This is a genomic window from Streptomyces microflavus (assembly GCF_014650075.1).
Lineage (GTDB): Bacteria > Actinomycetota > Actinomycetes > Streptomycetales > Streptomycetaceae > Streptomyces > Streptomyces microflavus.
On sequence record NZ_BMUG01000010.1, the window covers coordinates 340,389 to 356,417 of the forward strand.

Genomic DNA, 16,029 nt, shown 5'->3' on the forward strand with positions numbered 1-16,029 from the left:
GGTCCATGTCTGGATTTCGACGCTGACCCGCAGGCGCTGGCGAGGGCCTCACTCCGTACGTCCCGGCCGGACTACCATCAGTCCATGACCCGTGTACTGCTCGCCGAGGACGACGCGTCCATCTCGGAGCCGCTGGCCCGCGCACTGCGTCGGGAGGGCTACGAGGTCGAGGTCCGCCAGGACGGCCCGACGGCACTCGACGCCGGACTGCAGGGCGGCATCGACCTCGTGGTCCTCGATCTGGGGCTGCCCGGGATGGACGGCCTCGAAGTCGCCCGCCGCCTCCGCGCCGAGGGCCACACCGTGCCGATCCTGGTGCTGACGGCCCGCGCCGACGAGGTGGACACGGTGGTCGGCCTGGACGCCGGCGCCGACGACTACGTCACCAAGCCCTTCCGCCTCGCCGAACTCCTCGCCCGGGTCCGCGCCCTGCTCCGCCGCGGCGCCTCCGAGCCCGCCGCGCAGCCCGCCACCCACGGCGTCCGGATCGACGTCGAGTCGCACCGGGCCTGGATGGGCGAGGAGGAGCTCCAGCTCACCGCCAAGGAGTTCGACCTGCTGCGGGTCCTGGTCCGGGACGCGGGCCGGGTCGTCACCCGCGACCAGTTGATGCGCGAGGTCTGGGACACCACCTGGTGGTCCTCCACCAAGACGCTGGACATGCACATCTCCTGGCTCCGCAAGAAGCTCGGCGACGACGCGGCCAATCCGCGCTACATCGCCACGGTCCGGGGCGTCGGCTTCCGGTTCGAGAAGAGCTGACGTACGAAGCACCCATGCACCTCGACGACGAACAACCTCTCGATGACGCGGGACAGCGGAAGAACCGGCGGACATGCGCCGCCGCCTGATCAACTCCACGCTCGCCGTGGTCCTCGTGGTGATCGCCGTCTTCGGTGTCTCCCTGGTCATCGTGGAGACGCGCACCATCAGCGCCAGCGCCCAGGAGAGCGTCGAGTCCGAGGCGCTGCGGCTGATCAGCGTGGTCGACAGCCGGCTGCTGGGCGACGAGGTGATCAACTCCGGGGTGCTGTCCGAGCAGATCGACCCCAACCGGTTCGCGCTGATCGAGATCCCCGGCCGGGCCCCCATCGCCGTCGGGGAACGCCCCACCGGCAGCGTCCTGCGCGCCTCCGAGACCGGTGAGCAGGGCGAGAAGGTCACCGTCGAGGAGTCCCGCTCGGCCGTCACCCGCGAGGTCGGGCGCACGCTCCTGATCATCGGCGCGGTGGCGCTGCTCGCGATCATCTCGGCGGTGCTCCTCGCCGTACGCCAGGCCAACCGGCTCGCCTCCCCCCTCACCGACCTCGCCGAGACCGCCGAACGCCTCGGCTCCGGCGACCCCCGCCCGCGCCACAAGCGGTACGGGGTGCCCGAGCTGGACCGGGTCGCCGACGTCCTGGACTCTTCCGCCGAGCGGATCGCCCGGATGCTGACCGCCGAGCGGCGCCTCGCCGCGGACGCCTCGCACCAGCTGCGTACGCCGCTCACCGCGCTCTCCATGCGGATCGAGGAGATCTCGGTGACCGACGACCCGGAGACGGTGAAGGAGGAGGCGAACATCGCCCTCACCCAGGTCGAGCGCCTCACCGACGTCGTCGAGCGGCTGCTCACCAACTCCCGGGACCCGCGGACCGGCTCCGCCGTCGTCTTCGACCTGGACGAGGTCATCAAGCAGCAGATCGAGGAGTGGCGCCCCGCCTACCGCTCCACGGGCCGCGCGCTGGTCTGCTCGGGCAAGCACGGTCTGCGGGCGGTCGGCACCCCGGGCGCGGTCGCCCAAGTGCTGGCCGCGCTGATCGAGAACTCCCTGATGCACGGCGGCGGCACGGTCGCCCTGCGCACCCGGGTCACCGGCAACCAGGTGGTCATCGAGGTCACCGACGAGGGCCCCGGCGTCCCGGCCGAGCTGGGGGCGCGGATCTTCGAGCGGACGATCAGCGGCCGCAACTCCACCGGGATCGGCCTGGCCGTCGCCCGGGACCTCGCGGAGGCGGACGGCGGCCGGCTGGAACTGCTCCAGCAGCACCCGGCGGTCTTCGCACTCTTCCTCAGCCGCATCCCGCTCGACCGCAAGGACCCGGAACGCCCCGTGCGCTGAGCACGTCAGGAGCCGGAGGGATCAGTTCCGTACGGGATCGGGCTCTACGGTCTCCGTCGGCCGCCGCTGCTCCAGAAACCGTTCCGCAGGGAGTGCGGCCTCCTCGGTGGGGAGGGCCTTGTCGGGGAGGGTCTTGAAGACCCAGGTCCGGTAGGACCAGAAGCGGAAGAGGGTCGCGATCCCGATGCCGACGATCTTGAAGACGTTGCTCTGGACCGGGGTGTTCCAGTCGAAGCCGTACGTCGCCAGGTACAGCACCCCGGTCTCGATCACCGCGCCCACCGCGCTGAACAGCAGGAACAGGGTCAGCTCACGGGTCCGGCCCGTCTTGTCGCGGTCCCGGTAGGTCCAGTAGCGGTAGCCCACGTAGTTGAAGAGGACCGCGACGAACGTCGCCAGGAGGCTCGCCCGGACCACGGGGAGCTCCGTGGTGTGCCGGATCAGGTTGAAGGCCCCCATGTTGACCAGCAGGCCCATCGCGCCGACCGCGCCGAACTTGGCGACCTCCCGGGCCAGCAGATCAAGCCGGGTCCGCAGTGCGCCCCGTTCGCTCATGGTGATCGCTCAGTCCGTCCGTCCGATGGCGTCGACGGTTCCGTCAACTCCGCCATGCTAACCAGCCCTCCCGTGTGACGCCCCGGTGATGCCCGGGTGCCCCGCCGGGGGAGGGCCCCGGACGGCGTCCCGGGCGCCCCGGCGCGCCCGATACCCTGGAGGCGTGACGTTCCCGGTAGTCGGCATGGTCGGCGGCGGTCAGCTCGCCCGTATGACCCACGAGGCGGGTATCCCCCTCGGCCTGAAATTCAAGCTTCTCAGTGACACGCCCCAGGACTCGGCGGCCCAGGTGGTCAGCGAGGTCGTCATCGGCGACTATCGCGACCTGGAGACGCTGCGCGCCTTCGCGCGCGGCTGCGACGTGATCACCTTCGACCACGAGCACGTGCCGACCGAGCACCTGAGGGCCCTGGAGGCGGACGGCATCCCCGTGCGCCCCGGCCCCGATGCCCTGGTGCACGCGCAGGACAAGGGGGTGATGCGCGCCAAGCTGCTGGAGATCGGCGCGCCCTGCCCCCGTAACCGCATCGTGAGCGACCCGGCCGACGCCGCCGCGTTCGCCGAGGAGGTCGGGGGCTTCCCCGTCATCCTCAAGACCGTGCGCGGCGGGTACGACGGCAAGGGCGTGTGGGTGGTCCGCTCCGAGGCGGACGCGGCCGACCCGTTCCGCGCCGGGGTCCCGGTCCTCGCGGAGGAGAAGGTCGACTTCGTACGGGAGCTGGCGGCCAACATCGTCCGCTCGCCGCACGGCCAGGCCGTCGCCTACCCGGTCGTGGAGTCCATCCAGGTCGACGGGGTCTGCGACACGGTGATCGCCCCGGCCCCCGACCTGTCCGAGCACCTGGCCGGCGAGGCCCAGCAGCTCGCGCTGCGCATCGCCGCCGAGCTCGGTGTCGTCGGCCACCTGGCGGTCGAGCTGTTCGAGACGCGCGACGGACGCATCCTGGTCAACGAACTGGCGATGCGCCCGCACAACTCGGGCCACTGGACCCAGGACGGCGCGATCACCTCCCAGTTCGCCAACCACGTGCGGGCGGTCCTCGACCTCCCCCTCGGCGACCCGCGCCCGCGCGCCCCCTGGACGGTCATGTGCAACGTCCTGGGCGGCGACTACCCGGACATGTACCAGGCGTACCTGCACTGCATGGCCCGCGACCCGCAGCTCAAGATCCACATGTACGGCAAGGACGTGAAGCCCGGCCGCAAGGTCGGCCACGTCAACACCTACGGCGACGACCTGGCGGACGTGCGGGAGCGCGCCCGGCACGCGGCCGACTACCTGCGAGGAACGATCACCGAATGACTTCCCCCTCCGCACCCGTGATCGGCATCGTGATGGGCTCCGACTCCGACTGGCCCGTCATGGAGGCGGCCGCCAAGGCGCTCGACGAGTTCGAGATCCCGTACGAGGTCGACGTCGTCTCCGCCCACCGCATGCCGCGCGAGATGATCGCGTACGGCGAGGACGCGGCGGGCCGCGGCCTGAAGGCGATCATCGCGGGTGCGGGCGGGGCCGCCCACCTGCCCGGGATGCTGGCCTCGGTCACCCCGCTGCCGGTCATCGGGGTTCCGGTGCCGCTGAAGTACCTGGACGGCATGGACAGCCTGCTCTCCATCGTCCAGATGCCCGCCGGAGTCCCCGTCGCCACGGTCTCGGTCGGCGGCGCGCGCAACGCCGGCCTGCTGGCCGCCCGGATCCTCGCCGCGAGCGACCCCGCGCTCCAGGAGCGGATGGGCGAGTTCCTGCAGGAGCTGAACGCCCAGGCCACGGAGAAGGGCAAGCGCCTGCGGTCCAAGGTCCAGGGCTCTGACTCCTTCGGCTTCGGAAAGTAGGGTCCCGTGGACCACCTCGCCCGCGCGCACGAGCTGCTCGCCGCCCACCCGGTCGTCGACGGCCACAACGACCTCCCCTGGGCCCTGCGCGAGCAGGTCGGCTACGACCTGGACGCCAGGGACATCGCCGCCGACCAGCGCGGCCTGCTCCACACCGACCTGGCCCGGCTGCGGGCCGGCGGGGTAGGCGGCCAATTCTGGTCCGTCTACGTGCGCACCGACCTGACCGGCGACGCGGCGGTCAGCGCCACGCTCGAACAGATCGACATCGTCGCCGAACTGATCGCCCGCTACCCGACCCACCTGAGGCGCGCGCTCACCGCCGACGACCTGGAGAAGGCCCGCGCCGAGAGGCGTATCGCCTCCCTGATGGGCGCCGAGGGCGGCCACTCCATCAACAACTCGCTGGGCACCCTGCGCGCCCTGCACGAGCTGGGCGTCCGCTACATGACGCTCACCCACAACGACAACATCGACTGGGCCGACAGCGCGACCGACCTGCCCCGCCTCGGCGGCCTCTCCGCCTTCGGCCACGAGGTCGTCCGCGAGATGAACCGCATCGGCATGCTGGTCGACCTCAGCCACGTGGCGGACGGTGTCATGCGCGACGCGATCGCCACCAGCACCGCGCCGGTGATCTTCTCGCACTCCTCGGCCCGGGCCGTCTGCGACCACCCGCGCAACATCCCCGACGACGTGCTGGCTGCGCTCCCGGCCAACGGCGGGGTCGCGATGGCGACGTTCGTCCCGAAGTTCGTGCTGCCCGCCGCCGTCGCCTGGACCCAGGCCGCCGACCGGAACATGCGGGACCACGGTCTCCACCACCTGGACACCACCCCGCAGGCGATGCGCATCCACGAGGACTTCGAGGCGGCCAACCCCCGCCCCCAGGCCACCGTCGCGACCATCGCCGACCACCTCGACCACATGCGCGCGGTCGCGGGCGTCGACCACATCGGCATCGGCGGCGACTACGACGGCACGGCGTTCACCCCGAACGGCCTGGAGGACGTCTCCGGCTACCCGAACCTGATCGCCGAGCTCCTGCGCCGCAACTGGTCGGAGGGCGACCTCGCCAAGCTGACCTGGCAGAACGCGGTACGGGTCCTGCGCGACGCAGAAGCCGTCGCCCGCGACGAGCAGAGCGGGCGCGGCCCGTCCCACGCGACGATCACGGAGCTGGACGGACGGCGGATCCGCTAGCGGGTGGCCGCGAACGGTCCCCCAGGACCGAAGGCGAGCGCCGCGAACCGCTCGCCCATGCGGCGGTGGGCGGCGGGGCCCGGGTGGAGCCGGTCGGGCAGCGGCAGCTCGGCGGAGTCGGCCTCGCCGTACAGGGCGAGGCCGTCCAGGTAATACAGCTCCGGATCCTCGCCCGCCCGCTGCTCCACGATCCGGGCGAGTTCCTCCCGTACGACGCGCAGGGTCAGCTTCCCCAGCGCCGCCTCCGACGGGTCCCCCAGGGCGGTGAACTCCACCTGCCCGTCCTCGATGTCCGGGGCGGCCGGTCCCGGGGTGTCCTCCTGCGCGGGGCAGAGGATGGGCGAGACCACCAGTAGGGGCGTGGCGGGGTGCCCCTCGCGGATGGTGTCGAGGAACCCGTGCACGGCCGGCCCGAAGGCGCGCAGCCGCATCAGGTCCAGGTTCACGACATTGATGCCGATCTTGACGCTGATCAGGTCGGCCGGGGTGTCCCGCAGGGCGCGCGCGGTGAACGGATCGAGCAGGGCGCTGCCGCCCAGCCCCAGGTTGACCAGCTCCACACCCCCCGCGGCGGCGGCCAGGGCGGGCCAGGCGGTGGCGGAGCTTTCGGCGGCGGACCCCTGGCTGATCGAACTGCCGTGGTGCAGCCACACCCGCCGCCCACTCGGCTCCGCCGGCGTGACGGGGGCGTCGGTGCGCAGCGCGATCAGCTCGGTGGTCTCGGTGTACGGCAACCAGATCTCGACGGTCTTCTCCCGCCCGGGCAGCCCGTCGAACCGGACGGTGCCGACGGGGCCGGGGACCGTCTCCTGCGACCCGTCGCTCAGGTCCACCGTCACCAGATCACCCCCGCTCGCCGTGGCCCGCCCGGCCGGCTCCCCGTCGATGTGCAGGTCGTAGGCCCCGTCCGGACGGCGCGGGACACCCCGGTAGCCCACGACCGTGCGCACCACGTCCACCTCAATGGCGGTGGCCCGGCTGCGGAACACCAGCCGCACGCCGGAGGGCTGGGACTCCGCCTGGGCCACCTGTTCGTCACCGCCGAACTGCGCCCGGGCGCGGGCGGGCAGCCGGTGCGGAAGGAGACCGCCGCGCGCGGTGCGCTCCAGGTCGAGCGCACCGCGCACGAGGGCGTCGGTGAGGGGGGTGGTGATCAAGCCGGGGGAGTCGTCCATGCAACCAGCCTGTCCACCAAAGCCACGATCTAGCAGGCGCAGAGACAGAACGGATGCCCGGCCGGATCGGCATAGACCCGGAAGGACCGCTTCCGGTCCTCCGTGTCGAGCGGCCGGGCCCCCAGCGCCAGCACCTCCCGCTCCGCCGCGTCCAGATCCTCCACGGTCAGGTCCAGGTGGAACTGCATGGAGCTGTCGGGCCGGGGCCACTGCGGCGGTACGAAACCGGGCGCGGCCTGGAACGCGAGGGGTGTGCCCGGGGCGCCGGTGAGGTCGACCCAGCGGCTGTCCTCGTCGCTCGTGACGGTGCCGCCGATGACGGCGGCGTAGAAGCGGGCGAGCGCGAGGGGGTCGGGGCATTCCAGTACGACGGCGCCGAGTGTGGCGATGGGCATGACGCATACCTCCCGATGGATACCGCCCTGTTGCGGTACGGGGAGACGCCTACCCCGTACCGGCGCGGGAGTGCGGGTGACTCAGGCCTTCGGCCGCCCCATCGCCCGGTACGTCCACCCGGCCTCGCGCCACACCGCGCTGTCCAGGGCGTTGCGCCCGTCCAGGATGATCCGGCGGGAGACCGCCTCACCCAGCTCCGCCGGGTCCAGCTCGCGGAACTCGCGCCACTCCGTCAGGTGCAGCACCACGTCCGCGCCGCGCACGGCCTCCAGCGCGGAATCGGCGTAACCGAGGGTCGGGAACAGCCGCCGGGCGTTGTCCATCCCCTTCGGGTCGAAGACGGTCACCTGGCCGCCCTGAAGGTGGATCTGCCCGGCGACATTGAGCGCGGGGGAGTCGCGCACGTCGTCGGAGTCCGGCTTGAACGCGGCCCCCAGCACACCCACCCGCTTGCCGAGGAACGAGTCGCCGCCCACGGCCTCGCGGGCCAGCTCGACCATGTGGCCGCGGCGACGCATGTTGATGGAGTCGACCTCGCGGAGGAAGGTGAGGGCCTGGTCCGCGCCCAGCTCACCGGCGCGCGCCATGAAGGCCCGGATGTCCTTGGGCAGGCAGCCGCCGCCGAAGCCGATCCCGGCCCGCAGGAACTTCTTCCCGATGCGGTCGTCGTGCCCGATGGCCTCGGCGAGCTTCACGACATCCCCGTCGGCGGCCTCGCAGACCTCGGCCATGGCGTTGATGAAGGAGATCTTGGTGGCGAGGAAGGAGTTGGCGGAGGTCTTCACCAGCTCGGCGGTGGGGAAGTCGGTGACGACGAACGGCGACCCCTCCGCGAGCGGCCCGGCGTACACCTCGCGCAGCAGCTTCTCGGCCCGCTCGCTCTCCACGCCGACGACGATCCGGTCGGGGTGCAGGGTGTCGCTGACGGCGAAGCCCTCGCGGAGGAACTCCGGGTTCCAGGCCAGCTCGGCGTCCGCGCCCACCGGGGCCAGCTCCGCGAGGCGGGTGGCGAGGCGGGCGGCGGAGCCGACGGGGACGGTCGACTTGCCGACGACCAGGGCGGGCCGGGTGAGGTGCGGGGCGAGCGACTCGAAGGCGCTGTCGACGAAGCTCATGTCACAGGCGTACTCGCCGTGCTTCTGCGGAGTGTTCACACAGACGAAGTGCACGTCGCCGAAGTCCCCGACCTCCTCCCAGGAGGTGGTGAAGCGCAGCCGCCCGGTGGAGCCCTCGATACCGTCGACATGCTTGCGCAGCAGGTCTTCGAGCCCCGGCTCGTACATCGGCACGCGCCCGGTGGAGAGCAGCTCGATCTTCTCCGGTACGACGTCGAGCCCGAGGACCTCGAATCCCAGCTCGGCCATGGCGGCGGCATGGGTGGCGCCGAGATAGCCGGTGCCGATCACAGTGATCCTGAGGGCCATGGGTGCTCCTGGGAGGTACGGATAGACGTGCGAACCGAGCATAGTCGCGGAGGGCGGCCCCGCCTTTCCCCACCCGGTCCGCCGCTTACCTCCCTCTTTGCCCGACCCCTGTCACCAAGCTCACGTGCGACTCTCGTATGCCCTCGGACGGCTTCCGCACTAAAATTGAGTTACTTAACGGTAGTTAGCATCTGGGGAGTGAGCGTCTTGGCGGGTTCGACCGATTTCGACCTGTACCGTCCGGCCGAGGAGCACGACATGCTCCGCGAGACCATCCGCGCGCTCGCCGAGACGAAGATCGCCCCCTTCGCCGCCGCGGTCGACGAGGAGAGCCGCTTCCCGCAGGAGGCGCTGGACGCCCTGGTCGCCTCGGACCTGCACGCCGTCCACGTCCCGGAGGAGTACGGCGGCGCCGGCGCCGACGCGCTCGCCACGGTCATCGTGATCGAGGAGGTGGCCCGCGCCTGTGCCTCCTCCTCCCTCATCCCGGCCGTCAACAAGCTCGGCTCGCTCCCGGTGATCCTCTCCGGCTCCGAGGAGCTGAAGCGCAAGTACCTGGGCCCGCTGGCCAAGGGCGACGCGATGTTCTCGTACGCGCTCTCCGAGCCGGACGCCGGCTCCGACGCGGCGGGCATGAAGACCAAAGCCGTGCGCGACGGCGACTTCTGGGTCCTCAACGGTGTGAAGCGCTGGATCACCAACGCGGGCGTCTCCGAGTACTACACGGTCATGGCGGTCACCGACCCCACCAAGCGCTCCAAGGGCATCTCCGCGTTCGTCGTCGAGAAGTCCGACGAGGGCGTCTCCTTCGGCGCCCCGGAGAAGAAGCTCGGCATCAAGGGCTCCCCGACCCGTGAGGTCTACCTCGACAACGTCCGCATCCCCGCGGACCGCATGATCGGCGAGGAGGGCACGGGCTTCGCCACCGCGATGAAGACCCTGGACCACACCCGCATCACGATCGCGGCCCAGGCCCTCGGCATCGCCCAGGGCGCGCTGGACTACGCCAAGGGGTACGTCCAGGAGCGCAAGCAGTTCGGCAAGCCGATCGCCGACTTCCAGGGCATCCAGTTCATGCTCGCCGACATGGCGATGAAGCTGGAGGCGGCCCGCCAGCTCACCTACTCGGCCGCCGCCAAGTCCCAGCGCGTCGACGGCGACCTCACCTTCTTCGGCGCCGCGGCCAAGTGCTTCGCCTCCGATGTGGCCATGGAGGTCACCACGGACGCGGTCCAGCTCCTCGGCGGCTACGGCTACACGCGGGACTACCCGGTGGAGCGCATGATGCGCGACGCCAAGATCACCCAGATCTACGAGGGCACGAACCAGGTCCAGCGCATCGTCATGGCGCGCAACCTGCCGTAACGGCTCCGCACACGACGGCAACGGTTCCGCACACGACGGCGGCCCCCGGCATCACGCCGGGGGCCGCCGTCCGTGCGCCGGGCGCCGGGGCGTCAGCCGGCCGGCAGCTCGACCGACTGGGGATGGCGGAAGAAGTTCCGCGGATCCCACGCGGCCTTCACCCGCTGCAGCCGGGGGTAGTTGTCCTTGTGGTACAGCTCGTGGAAGGAGACTCCGGAGCTGTTGTACGCGGGGTCGCCCAGGTCGGTGTCCGGGTAGTTGACGTAGCAGCCGTCGGTGACGCCGTTCGGCACCGGGACGCCGCCCGTGTCGGCGTACAGCTCCTGGTACAGCGCCCGCAGCCACTCGACGTTCCGCTTGTCGAACGCCGCGTCGGGCCAGTACGACTCGAAGTACACCAGCCACAGGGCGTCCCGGTGACCGGCCGCCGTGTCGCCGTCGGCCAGCGCACCGATCCGGCCCCGCACGGAGTTGACCACCAGGAAGGTGTGCTCGTTCGGGTTGACGGTCTGCGTCAGGTGCCGGTAGATCACCTCCACCTGGTTCTCCGGGAAGGCGTCCTTCATGAAGGCCGACTTGTGCGAGGTACGCATGCTGGGGCTGGTGAGCGTCTCGCCCGCGGTCATGGTCTGCGCGGTCGCCTTCAGGAACGGCCGCTCCTCGGTGACGTTCACGACCGGCTCGGCGCCCAGCGCCCCACCCACGAACGCGATGAACTCGTCCACCAGCCTGCGGGCGTCCGGGGCCGCCGCGTCCATCTGCGCGATCACGTTGAACATGCCCGTCTCCGCGTGCTGGAGGAAGAGCCAGTGCCCGAGGGAGAGATAGGGGGAGTCCAGGCTTCCGTGCTCCTTGGACCAGTCGGCGTACGCGGACATGAACGACGCGAACCCCTCCTGGGTGATGTCCCCCCAGGACCAGGCCGCGAAGGTGCACAGGACGGTGGACGGCGCCTTCGGCAGCAGGTCGCCCGGACCGCCCTCGGCCCCCCGGCTCCGCATCCAGAAGCGGGTGACGACACCGAAGCTGCCCCCGCCGCCTCCCGCCACGGCCCAGGCCAGGTCGTGGTTGGGGTCGTCCGGGTCGCGGGTGGCGACGACCGCCCGCACCTCACCCCGCTCGTCCACGGTGACGACCTCGACGGCGTGGATGTGATCGCTGACGATGCCGTGCGGGCGGGAGAGGATGCCGTACCCGCCCCCGGAGAAGTGCCCCCCGGCCCCCGTGGCGTAACAGCCGCCGCCGGGCAGGGTCACGCCCCAGCCGATGTGCAGGAGCTCGTATATCTGGAGCAGGGTCGCGCCCGGCTCCACGACGAACGCCTCGCGCTCGTCGTCGAAGCCCACGTGGTCCATCAGCCGCAGATCGACGATGATCTCGCTCTCGTCGTTGAAGACGAGGTTCGCGAAGCAGTGCCCGCCGCTGCGCAGCGCGATCCGCTTGCCGTCGCGGACCGCCTCCTTCACGATCTCGACGACCTGCTCGGTGGTGGACGGGATCCGGATGGCCTCGGGGGAGGCCACATGGCGGTTGTTGCCGTGGCCTCTGATCATGTCCGGGTAGCGTGCGTCCTCGGGTGTCACGGTGGGAATGACCGCATTTCGCCCTGCCGGAATCCCTCGTCCATTCACGTGTTCCACACTCCCGCTGATCGTGAGCCGTGCCCTCTTGCGAGCTCGTTCCGTCTGCTGCACCACCCAGCCTTCGGGCGCACAGCGGAAGACGGGAGTCCGCGGCCGATCCTTTGTCAGGTGTGTGGAGGTATTTCAGCCGTTACATCAGCGGGCCACGCGGATCACGTCGAACACGTTCTTCTGGATGCCGTTGGCATACGCCTCGTACTCGACCAGCTTCAGCTTCTGGGTGTCCTTGTCCGTCGCGCTGAACAGACGCTTGCCCGCGCCCAGCAGGAGCGGGAAGACGAGCAGGTGGTAGCGGTCGATCAGACCGGCGTCCGACAGGCTGTGGTTCAGGGCGGCGCTGCCGTGGACGATGATCGGGCCGCCCTCGGTCTCCTTCAGCGCGGCGACCTCGTCGAGCGAGCGCAGGATGCCGGTGTCGCCCCAGTCGGAGACCAGGTCGTCCTCCTTGAGCGTGGTGGAGACGACGTACTTCGGCATCACCTTGTACTCGGCGAACTCCTCCATCGCCGGCCACACCGGGCTGAACGCCTCGTAGCTGGTCCGGCCCAGCATCAGGGCGGCGGCCTCCCCCTGCTCCCGGCCCTTGATCTCGTACGCCTCGGGGAGGAACTCCACGTCCTTGAAGGTCCACCCCGAGTTCCGGTAGCCGGGCTCACCGCCCGGGGCCTCCATGACGCCGTCCAGCGAAACGAAGGCGGTGCTGAGCAGGGTGCGCATCGGGGTCTCCTGGGTATCTCGTACGGTCCGGTACGGGCACTTCGTGCCGGGTGTCCACTCTTACGGACGTACTGACCGCGCACCCCGCCGAAACTCATCGGTCAGGCCGGGCCCATCCGTCCGGCTCCCCGTCCGGCTCCCCGTCCGGCTCGGCCTCGGACCACGGCCGGTACCCTCCCACCCCATGACCGAACTCGACAGGCTCACCGCCCTCTTCGAGGCCCTGGGGGCGGACGGTGACGCACCCGACTGGGCCGAGTCCGAGGCGGAGGAGGGGCTCCCGCAGCTCGCCCGGTACCGGCTCCTGCGGACGGTCTGGCAGGACGTCGACGCCTGGGCCGCGCAGGCACCCCGGTGGGTGGCCGCCTACCGCACCGACGGCGTGGCCGCCGGGGCCGTCGACCGCGCCCTCGCGGCCGGGCTCACCCCCGAGGACCTCGGCGAGCTGGCCCGCGAGGTGGCCCGGGAGACCGCGTTCGGGGTGCTGTACACCCTGGCCGACCCGGCGGACGGGTCGCTGCCCGCCGAGATCGAGGAGCAACTGCCGAGCTGGCGGCTGGCGGAGCTGAACCCGGCCGGTGAACCGACGGGCCGTCATCTGGACGCCCTGCACGAGGACTTCGCCGGACTCGAACCGAAGGGCATCGTGCCGTGAGTGACGTATCGGTGTGACCGGCCAGGTCCTCAACAGCCGGGGCGCGGAGGGGATGGGGGCGGCCGGAGGCGCGTACGACGACCTCAGCGCCGAATTCCGGACGGCGGGCGGCACGCTGGCACTGCCTCATCCCTCATGCCGCACTGCTGGCGGCGGGGACGGCGTAGGGCGTGCGTTGCCCCGTCCGGTCCCGTACTGCTCAAGGCGCACCGACGGACGCCCGATGGAAAGGGGGCCGCCGCCCGCACCCGTGGGAGCGGCGGTTTCCCCCTTTCGCCACCCCCCAGGGAGTGGCGGTTTCCCCGTCAGCCACCCCCCAGGGAGCTCCCTCCATGCGTCTGCTCGCCCGAGTGACGACCGCCGCACTCATCGCCCTCGCCCCCGTGCTGGCCGGAACCCCGTCCTCCGCAGCACCTGCCCAGGACCCGGCACCGCTGATCGCCTCCAAGGACGCGGTCCCGGGCCACTACATCGTGACCCTCGACGCGGGCATCGACCCCGCGACGCTGGCGGGGCAGCTGAAGGTGGAGCCGACGTTCACCTACAGCAAGGCCCTGAACGGATTCGCCGTCCCCCTGACCCCGACCCAGCTCACGCTCGTACGCAGCGCCCTCGGGGTGAAGACGGTCGAGGAGGACTCGAAGGTCTCGACCCCCTCGGCGGAAGGCCCCGGCGCGGTGGGAACCCGGGCCGCGCCGTCCTCCTCCTGGGGCCTGGACCGCATCGACCAGCAGGCACTGCCGCTGGACAACGACTTCACCACCCAGAACAACGGTTCCGGCGTGACCGCGTACATCCTCGACACCGGCATCGACTACACCCACGAGGAGTTCGGCGGCCGAGCCGTCCTCGGCTTCGACGCCATGCCGGACGCCGACACCCAGCAGGGCCTGGACTGCAACGGCCACGGCACGCACGTCGCGGGAACGGTCGGCGGCAAGACCTACGGTGTGGCGAGCGGGGTGAACCTCGTCAGCGTCCGCGTCCTCGGGTGCGACGGCAAGGGCAGCTACTCGGGGATGATCGCCGGTCTCGACTGGGTGGCCAAGAACGCCCAGCAGCCCGCCGTACTGAACGGCTCGCTCGGCGGCCCGAAGTCGGAAGCGCTCAACAGCGCGGCCGACGCGCTCACCGACGCGGGCGTCCTGCCGGTCATCGCGGCCGGCAACGACGCGAGGGACGCCTGCGACGTCTCGCCCGCCTCCGCCTCCCGTGTGCTGGCGGTCGCCGCGAGCAACCGCTATGACGAGGAGACGGACTTCTCGAACTTCGGCACCTGCGTCGCCCTCTACGCACCTGGTGAGGGCATCAGCTCCGCGAAGCTCGGCGGGGGCAGCGTGGACCTGGACGGTACGTCCATGGCCGCACCGCATGTGGCCGGGGTCGCCGCCCTGTACAAGCAGGCCCACCCGGACGACCTGCCGGAGGCGATCGTCGAGTTCATCGACGACCAGTCCACCAAGGACGTCCTGACCAAGGTCAGCAAGAGCTCACCGAACCAGCTCCTGTACACGGCCGGACTCTGACCCCTCCGGTACGTACGTGGCGGGACCTCTCGTTCGGATCGTGCCTGACTCGCGGGGTCCGGCCTGATCCGAAGGAAAGACCCTAGGCCGCCGTCGCCGTCGGCTCGTTCCGGCAGCCACGGCAGTGGCCCGGCGCCGTGGCGCGGAACGCACGGTCGCAGCCATCGCAGTTCTGGAGGGGGATGACCAGCGTGCGGCGGACCGGGGCGAGCTCCTGGGCGCCGGGGAGCGGCGGTGGCAGCAGCACGGTGAGGCGGTGCTTGACGATCTTCGCCGGGTGCTTGGGAGGCTGCGGGAGCTCGGTCGTCAGAGCGTGGCGGATGGTGTCGGGGTGCGCGTCCCGCTCCAGCCAGGCGGCCACACCGGGGACCAGCGCCTCGACGTCATCCTCGGACAGCACCAGCTCCTTCGCGTGACTCCGCAGCCCGGCGAGGATCGCGGAGGCGGTCTGCCGCAGCTCGGGGGTGAGCTCGCGGGGCCGGGGGAGTGGCCGGCGCGCCGCCTTGGGCGCGGTGCGCGACGGTACGCGGACCGGTGGGTGCGATTCCTCCGGTACGGGGGTGGGTTCGGGCGAAGGTGAAGGCGGGGGCGCGGGGGCGGGTGCCACCACCACCGGCACGGGTGCAGGTGTCACCAAGGGCGCGGGCACAGACGTCACCAACGGCACGGGCGCCGCCACCATCCCGCCCCGCAGCGCCGCCCCCGGCTGGTTGCAGAACACCGTGCGGGTGACCAGCCGGCCGTTCGCCAGCCTCACGCGGGTCCGGGACAGGTATCCGTGGGCCTCCAGCTCACGCAGGGCGGCGGCGATCCTCGTCTCGCCCTCGGTGAAGCGGGAGGCGAGCGCCTTGATGCCGACCTCGGACCCGGTGGGCATCGATTGGATGTGGACGCCGATGCCGATCGCGACGAGGGAGAGCTCGGCGTGCTGCGCGAGGTGGTTGCCGACGATTGTGAACCGGCTCGTGTGCGGGATCGCGAGGTGGATCACGCCGGAGGGCGGGAGGGGCCCGGGGAGTTCTGCCAGGGCGCGGGTGAGGGCGATATCGTGCTGGGTAGCCATGGGGAAGCTTTCTCTTCCTTGGTGGTCAGGCCCTCGTTCGGGATTGCCGTCCCGGCGGGGGCCGTCTCATGTCTGGGGTGTGCTGGTCAGCGTGAGCATATGCCTGCCAACCCGTGCAAAATCCAGCCCAGTTGGCGAATCTCACCCGTGTGAGTGACGCGCCCGTCCCGCAGCTGACCACCGGGATCGGGTGGGGTGGGGTTGGGTACTTTCTCTTGGTTCTTTTAAGTACTTGATGTCGTGGCCCGCCAGGTCGCGGTGAGCCACGATCCGGTGGCCCCTCACCGGGTCGTGACGCGTCACGACCCGGCCTGAGCAGCGAGTTCGGGTGGATTTCCGGGGATCCGCCACTCGGTGCGGCCCGCCGTCCCTA

Annotated in this window: 15 protein-coding genes; 8 read left to right on the forward strand and 7 right to left on the reverse strand. The window is 71.0% G+C overall.

Translation table 11 applies throughout. The features are described from left to right. Positions 1–84: 84 nt before the first annotated feature. Positions 85–762 carry a response regulator transcription factor gene (locus IE264_RS28470; RefSeq protein ID WP_015608969.1) on the forward strand — a complete coding sequence of 226 codons (678 nt, stop codon included), beginning with the start codon at positions 85–87 and terminating at the stop codon, positions 760–762. Between the two features lie 73 nt (positions 763–835). Next, on the forward strand, positions 836–2,101 hold the full coding sequence (locus IE264_RS28475; RefSeq protein WP_015608968.1) for a sensor histidine kinase: 1,266 nt from the start codon (positions 836–838) through the stop codon (positions 2,099–2,101). Between the two features lie 21 nt (positions 2,102–2,122). Here the strand turns inward: IE264_RS28475 and IE264_RS28480 are convergent, their stop codons facing one another. Next, complete coding sequence (locus IE264_RS28480) at positions 2,123–2,656, reverse strand: GtrA family protein (RefSeq protein ID WP_015608967.1); 534 nt, start codon at positions 2,654–2,656, stop codon at positions 2,123–2,125. A gap of 88 nt (positions 2,657–2,744) precedes the next feature. Between IE264_RS28480 and IE264_RS28485 the strand changes: the two genes are divergently transcribed. Genes IE264_RS28485 through IE264_RS28495 form a run of 3 tightly spaced genes read left to right on the forward strand, consistent with a single transcriptional unit; the run spans position 2,745 to position 5,692 of the window. Next, positions 2,745–3,959, forward strand: coding sequence for a 5-(carboxyamino)imidazole ribonucleotide synthase (locus IE264_RS28485; protein WP_229887812.1), 1,215 nt, complete (start codon positions 2,745–2,747; stop codon positions 3,957–3,959). Then, on the forward strand, positions 3,956–4,489 hold the full coding sequence (purE, locus tag IE264_RS28490; RefSeq protein WP_015608965.1) for a 5-(carboxyamino)imidazole ribonucleotide mutase: 534 nt from the start codon (positions 3,956–3,958) through the stop codon (positions 4,487–4,489). The genes IE264_RS28485 and purE overlap by 4 nt, the downstream gene beginning before the upstream one ends. 6 nt (positions 4,490–4,495) lie before the next feature. Next, positions 4,496–5,692 carry a dipeptidase gene (locus IE264_RS28495; RefSeq protein ID WP_015608964.1) on the forward strand — a complete coding sequence of 399 codons (1,197 nt, stop codon included), beginning with the start codon at positions 4,496–4,498 and terminating at the stop codon, positions 5,690–5,692. Here IE264_RS28495 and IE264_RS28500 read toward each other — a convergent pair. From IE264_RS28500 to IE264_RS28510, 3 genes are all read right to left on the reverse strand, one after another. Next, positions 5,689–6,867 (reverse strand): GDSL-type esterase/lipase family protein, encoded by a 1,179-nt coding sequence (locus IE264_RS28500; protein ID WP_032757307.1) that lies wholly within the window; start codon positions 6,865–6,867, stop codon positions 5,689–5,691. The genes IE264_RS28495 and IE264_RS28500 overlap by 4 nt on opposite strands. Positions 6,868–6,896: 29 nt before the next feature. After that, entirely contained in the window at positions 6,897–7,262 is a 366-nt protein-coding gene (locus IE264_RS28505; protein WP_032757308.1) for a VOC family protein, read from the reverse strand. Positions 7,263–7,343: 81 nt separating this feature from the next. After that, positions 7,344–8,687: a UDP-glucose dehydrogenase family protein gene (locus IE264_RS28510; protein ID WP_032757309.1), complete on the reverse strand. Its 1,344-nt coding sequence runs from the start codon at positions 8,685–8,687 to the stop codon at positions 7,344–7,346. A gap of 207 nt (positions 8,688–8,894) precedes the next feature. On the opposite strand from IE264_RS28510, the gene IE264_RS28515 reads away from it, so the two are divergent. Further along, on the forward strand, positions 8,895–10,052 hold the full coding sequence (locus IE264_RS28515; protein WP_032757310.1) for an acyl-CoA dehydrogenase: 1,158 nt from the start codon (positions 8,895–8,897) through the stop codon (positions 10,050–10,052). A 92-nt stretch (positions 10,053–10,144) separates the two neighbouring features. Here the strand turns inward: IE264_RS28515 and IE264_RS28520 are convergent, their stop codons facing one another. Next, positions 10,145–11,605, reverse strand: a complete 1,461-nt coding sequence (locus tag IE264_RS28520; protein WP_229887814.1) for an FAD-binding oxidoreductase — start codon at positions 11,603–11,605, stop codon at positions 10,145–10,147. 225 nt (positions 11,606–11,830) lie between these two features. Further along, a complete protein-coding gene (locus tag IE264_RS28525; RefSeq protein WP_032757311.1) occupies positions 11,831–12,412 on the reverse strand; it encodes a dihydrofolate reductase family protein in 582 nt (193 codons plus the stop codon). 184 nt (positions 12,413–12,596) lie between these two features. On the opposite strand from IE264_RS28525, the gene IE264_RS28530 reads away from it, so the two are divergent. Together IE264_RS28530 and IE264_RS28535 are read left to right on the forward strand one after the other, a co-directional pair. Next, on the forward strand, positions 12,597–13,067 hold the full coding sequence (locus IE264_RS28530) for a hypothetical protein (RefSeq protein ID WP_015608957.1): 471 nt from the start codon (positions 12,597–12,599) through the stop codon (positions 13,065–13,067). Positions 13,068–13,399: 332 nt separating this feature from the next. Then, entirely contained in the window at positions 13,400–14,593 is a 1,194-nt protein-coding gene (locus IE264_RS28535; RefSeq protein ID WP_015608956.1) for a S8 family peptidase, read from the forward strand. A gap of 82 nt (positions 14,594–14,675) precedes the next feature. Here the strand turns inward: IE264_RS28535 and IE264_RS28540 are convergent, their stop codons facing one another. Beyond that, a complete protein-coding gene (locus IE264_RS28540) occupies positions 14,676–15,656 on the reverse strand; it encodes a hypothetical protein (protein WP_032757312.1) in 981 nt (326 codons plus the stop codon). Between the last annotated feature and the right edge of the window lie 373 nt (positions 15,657–16,029).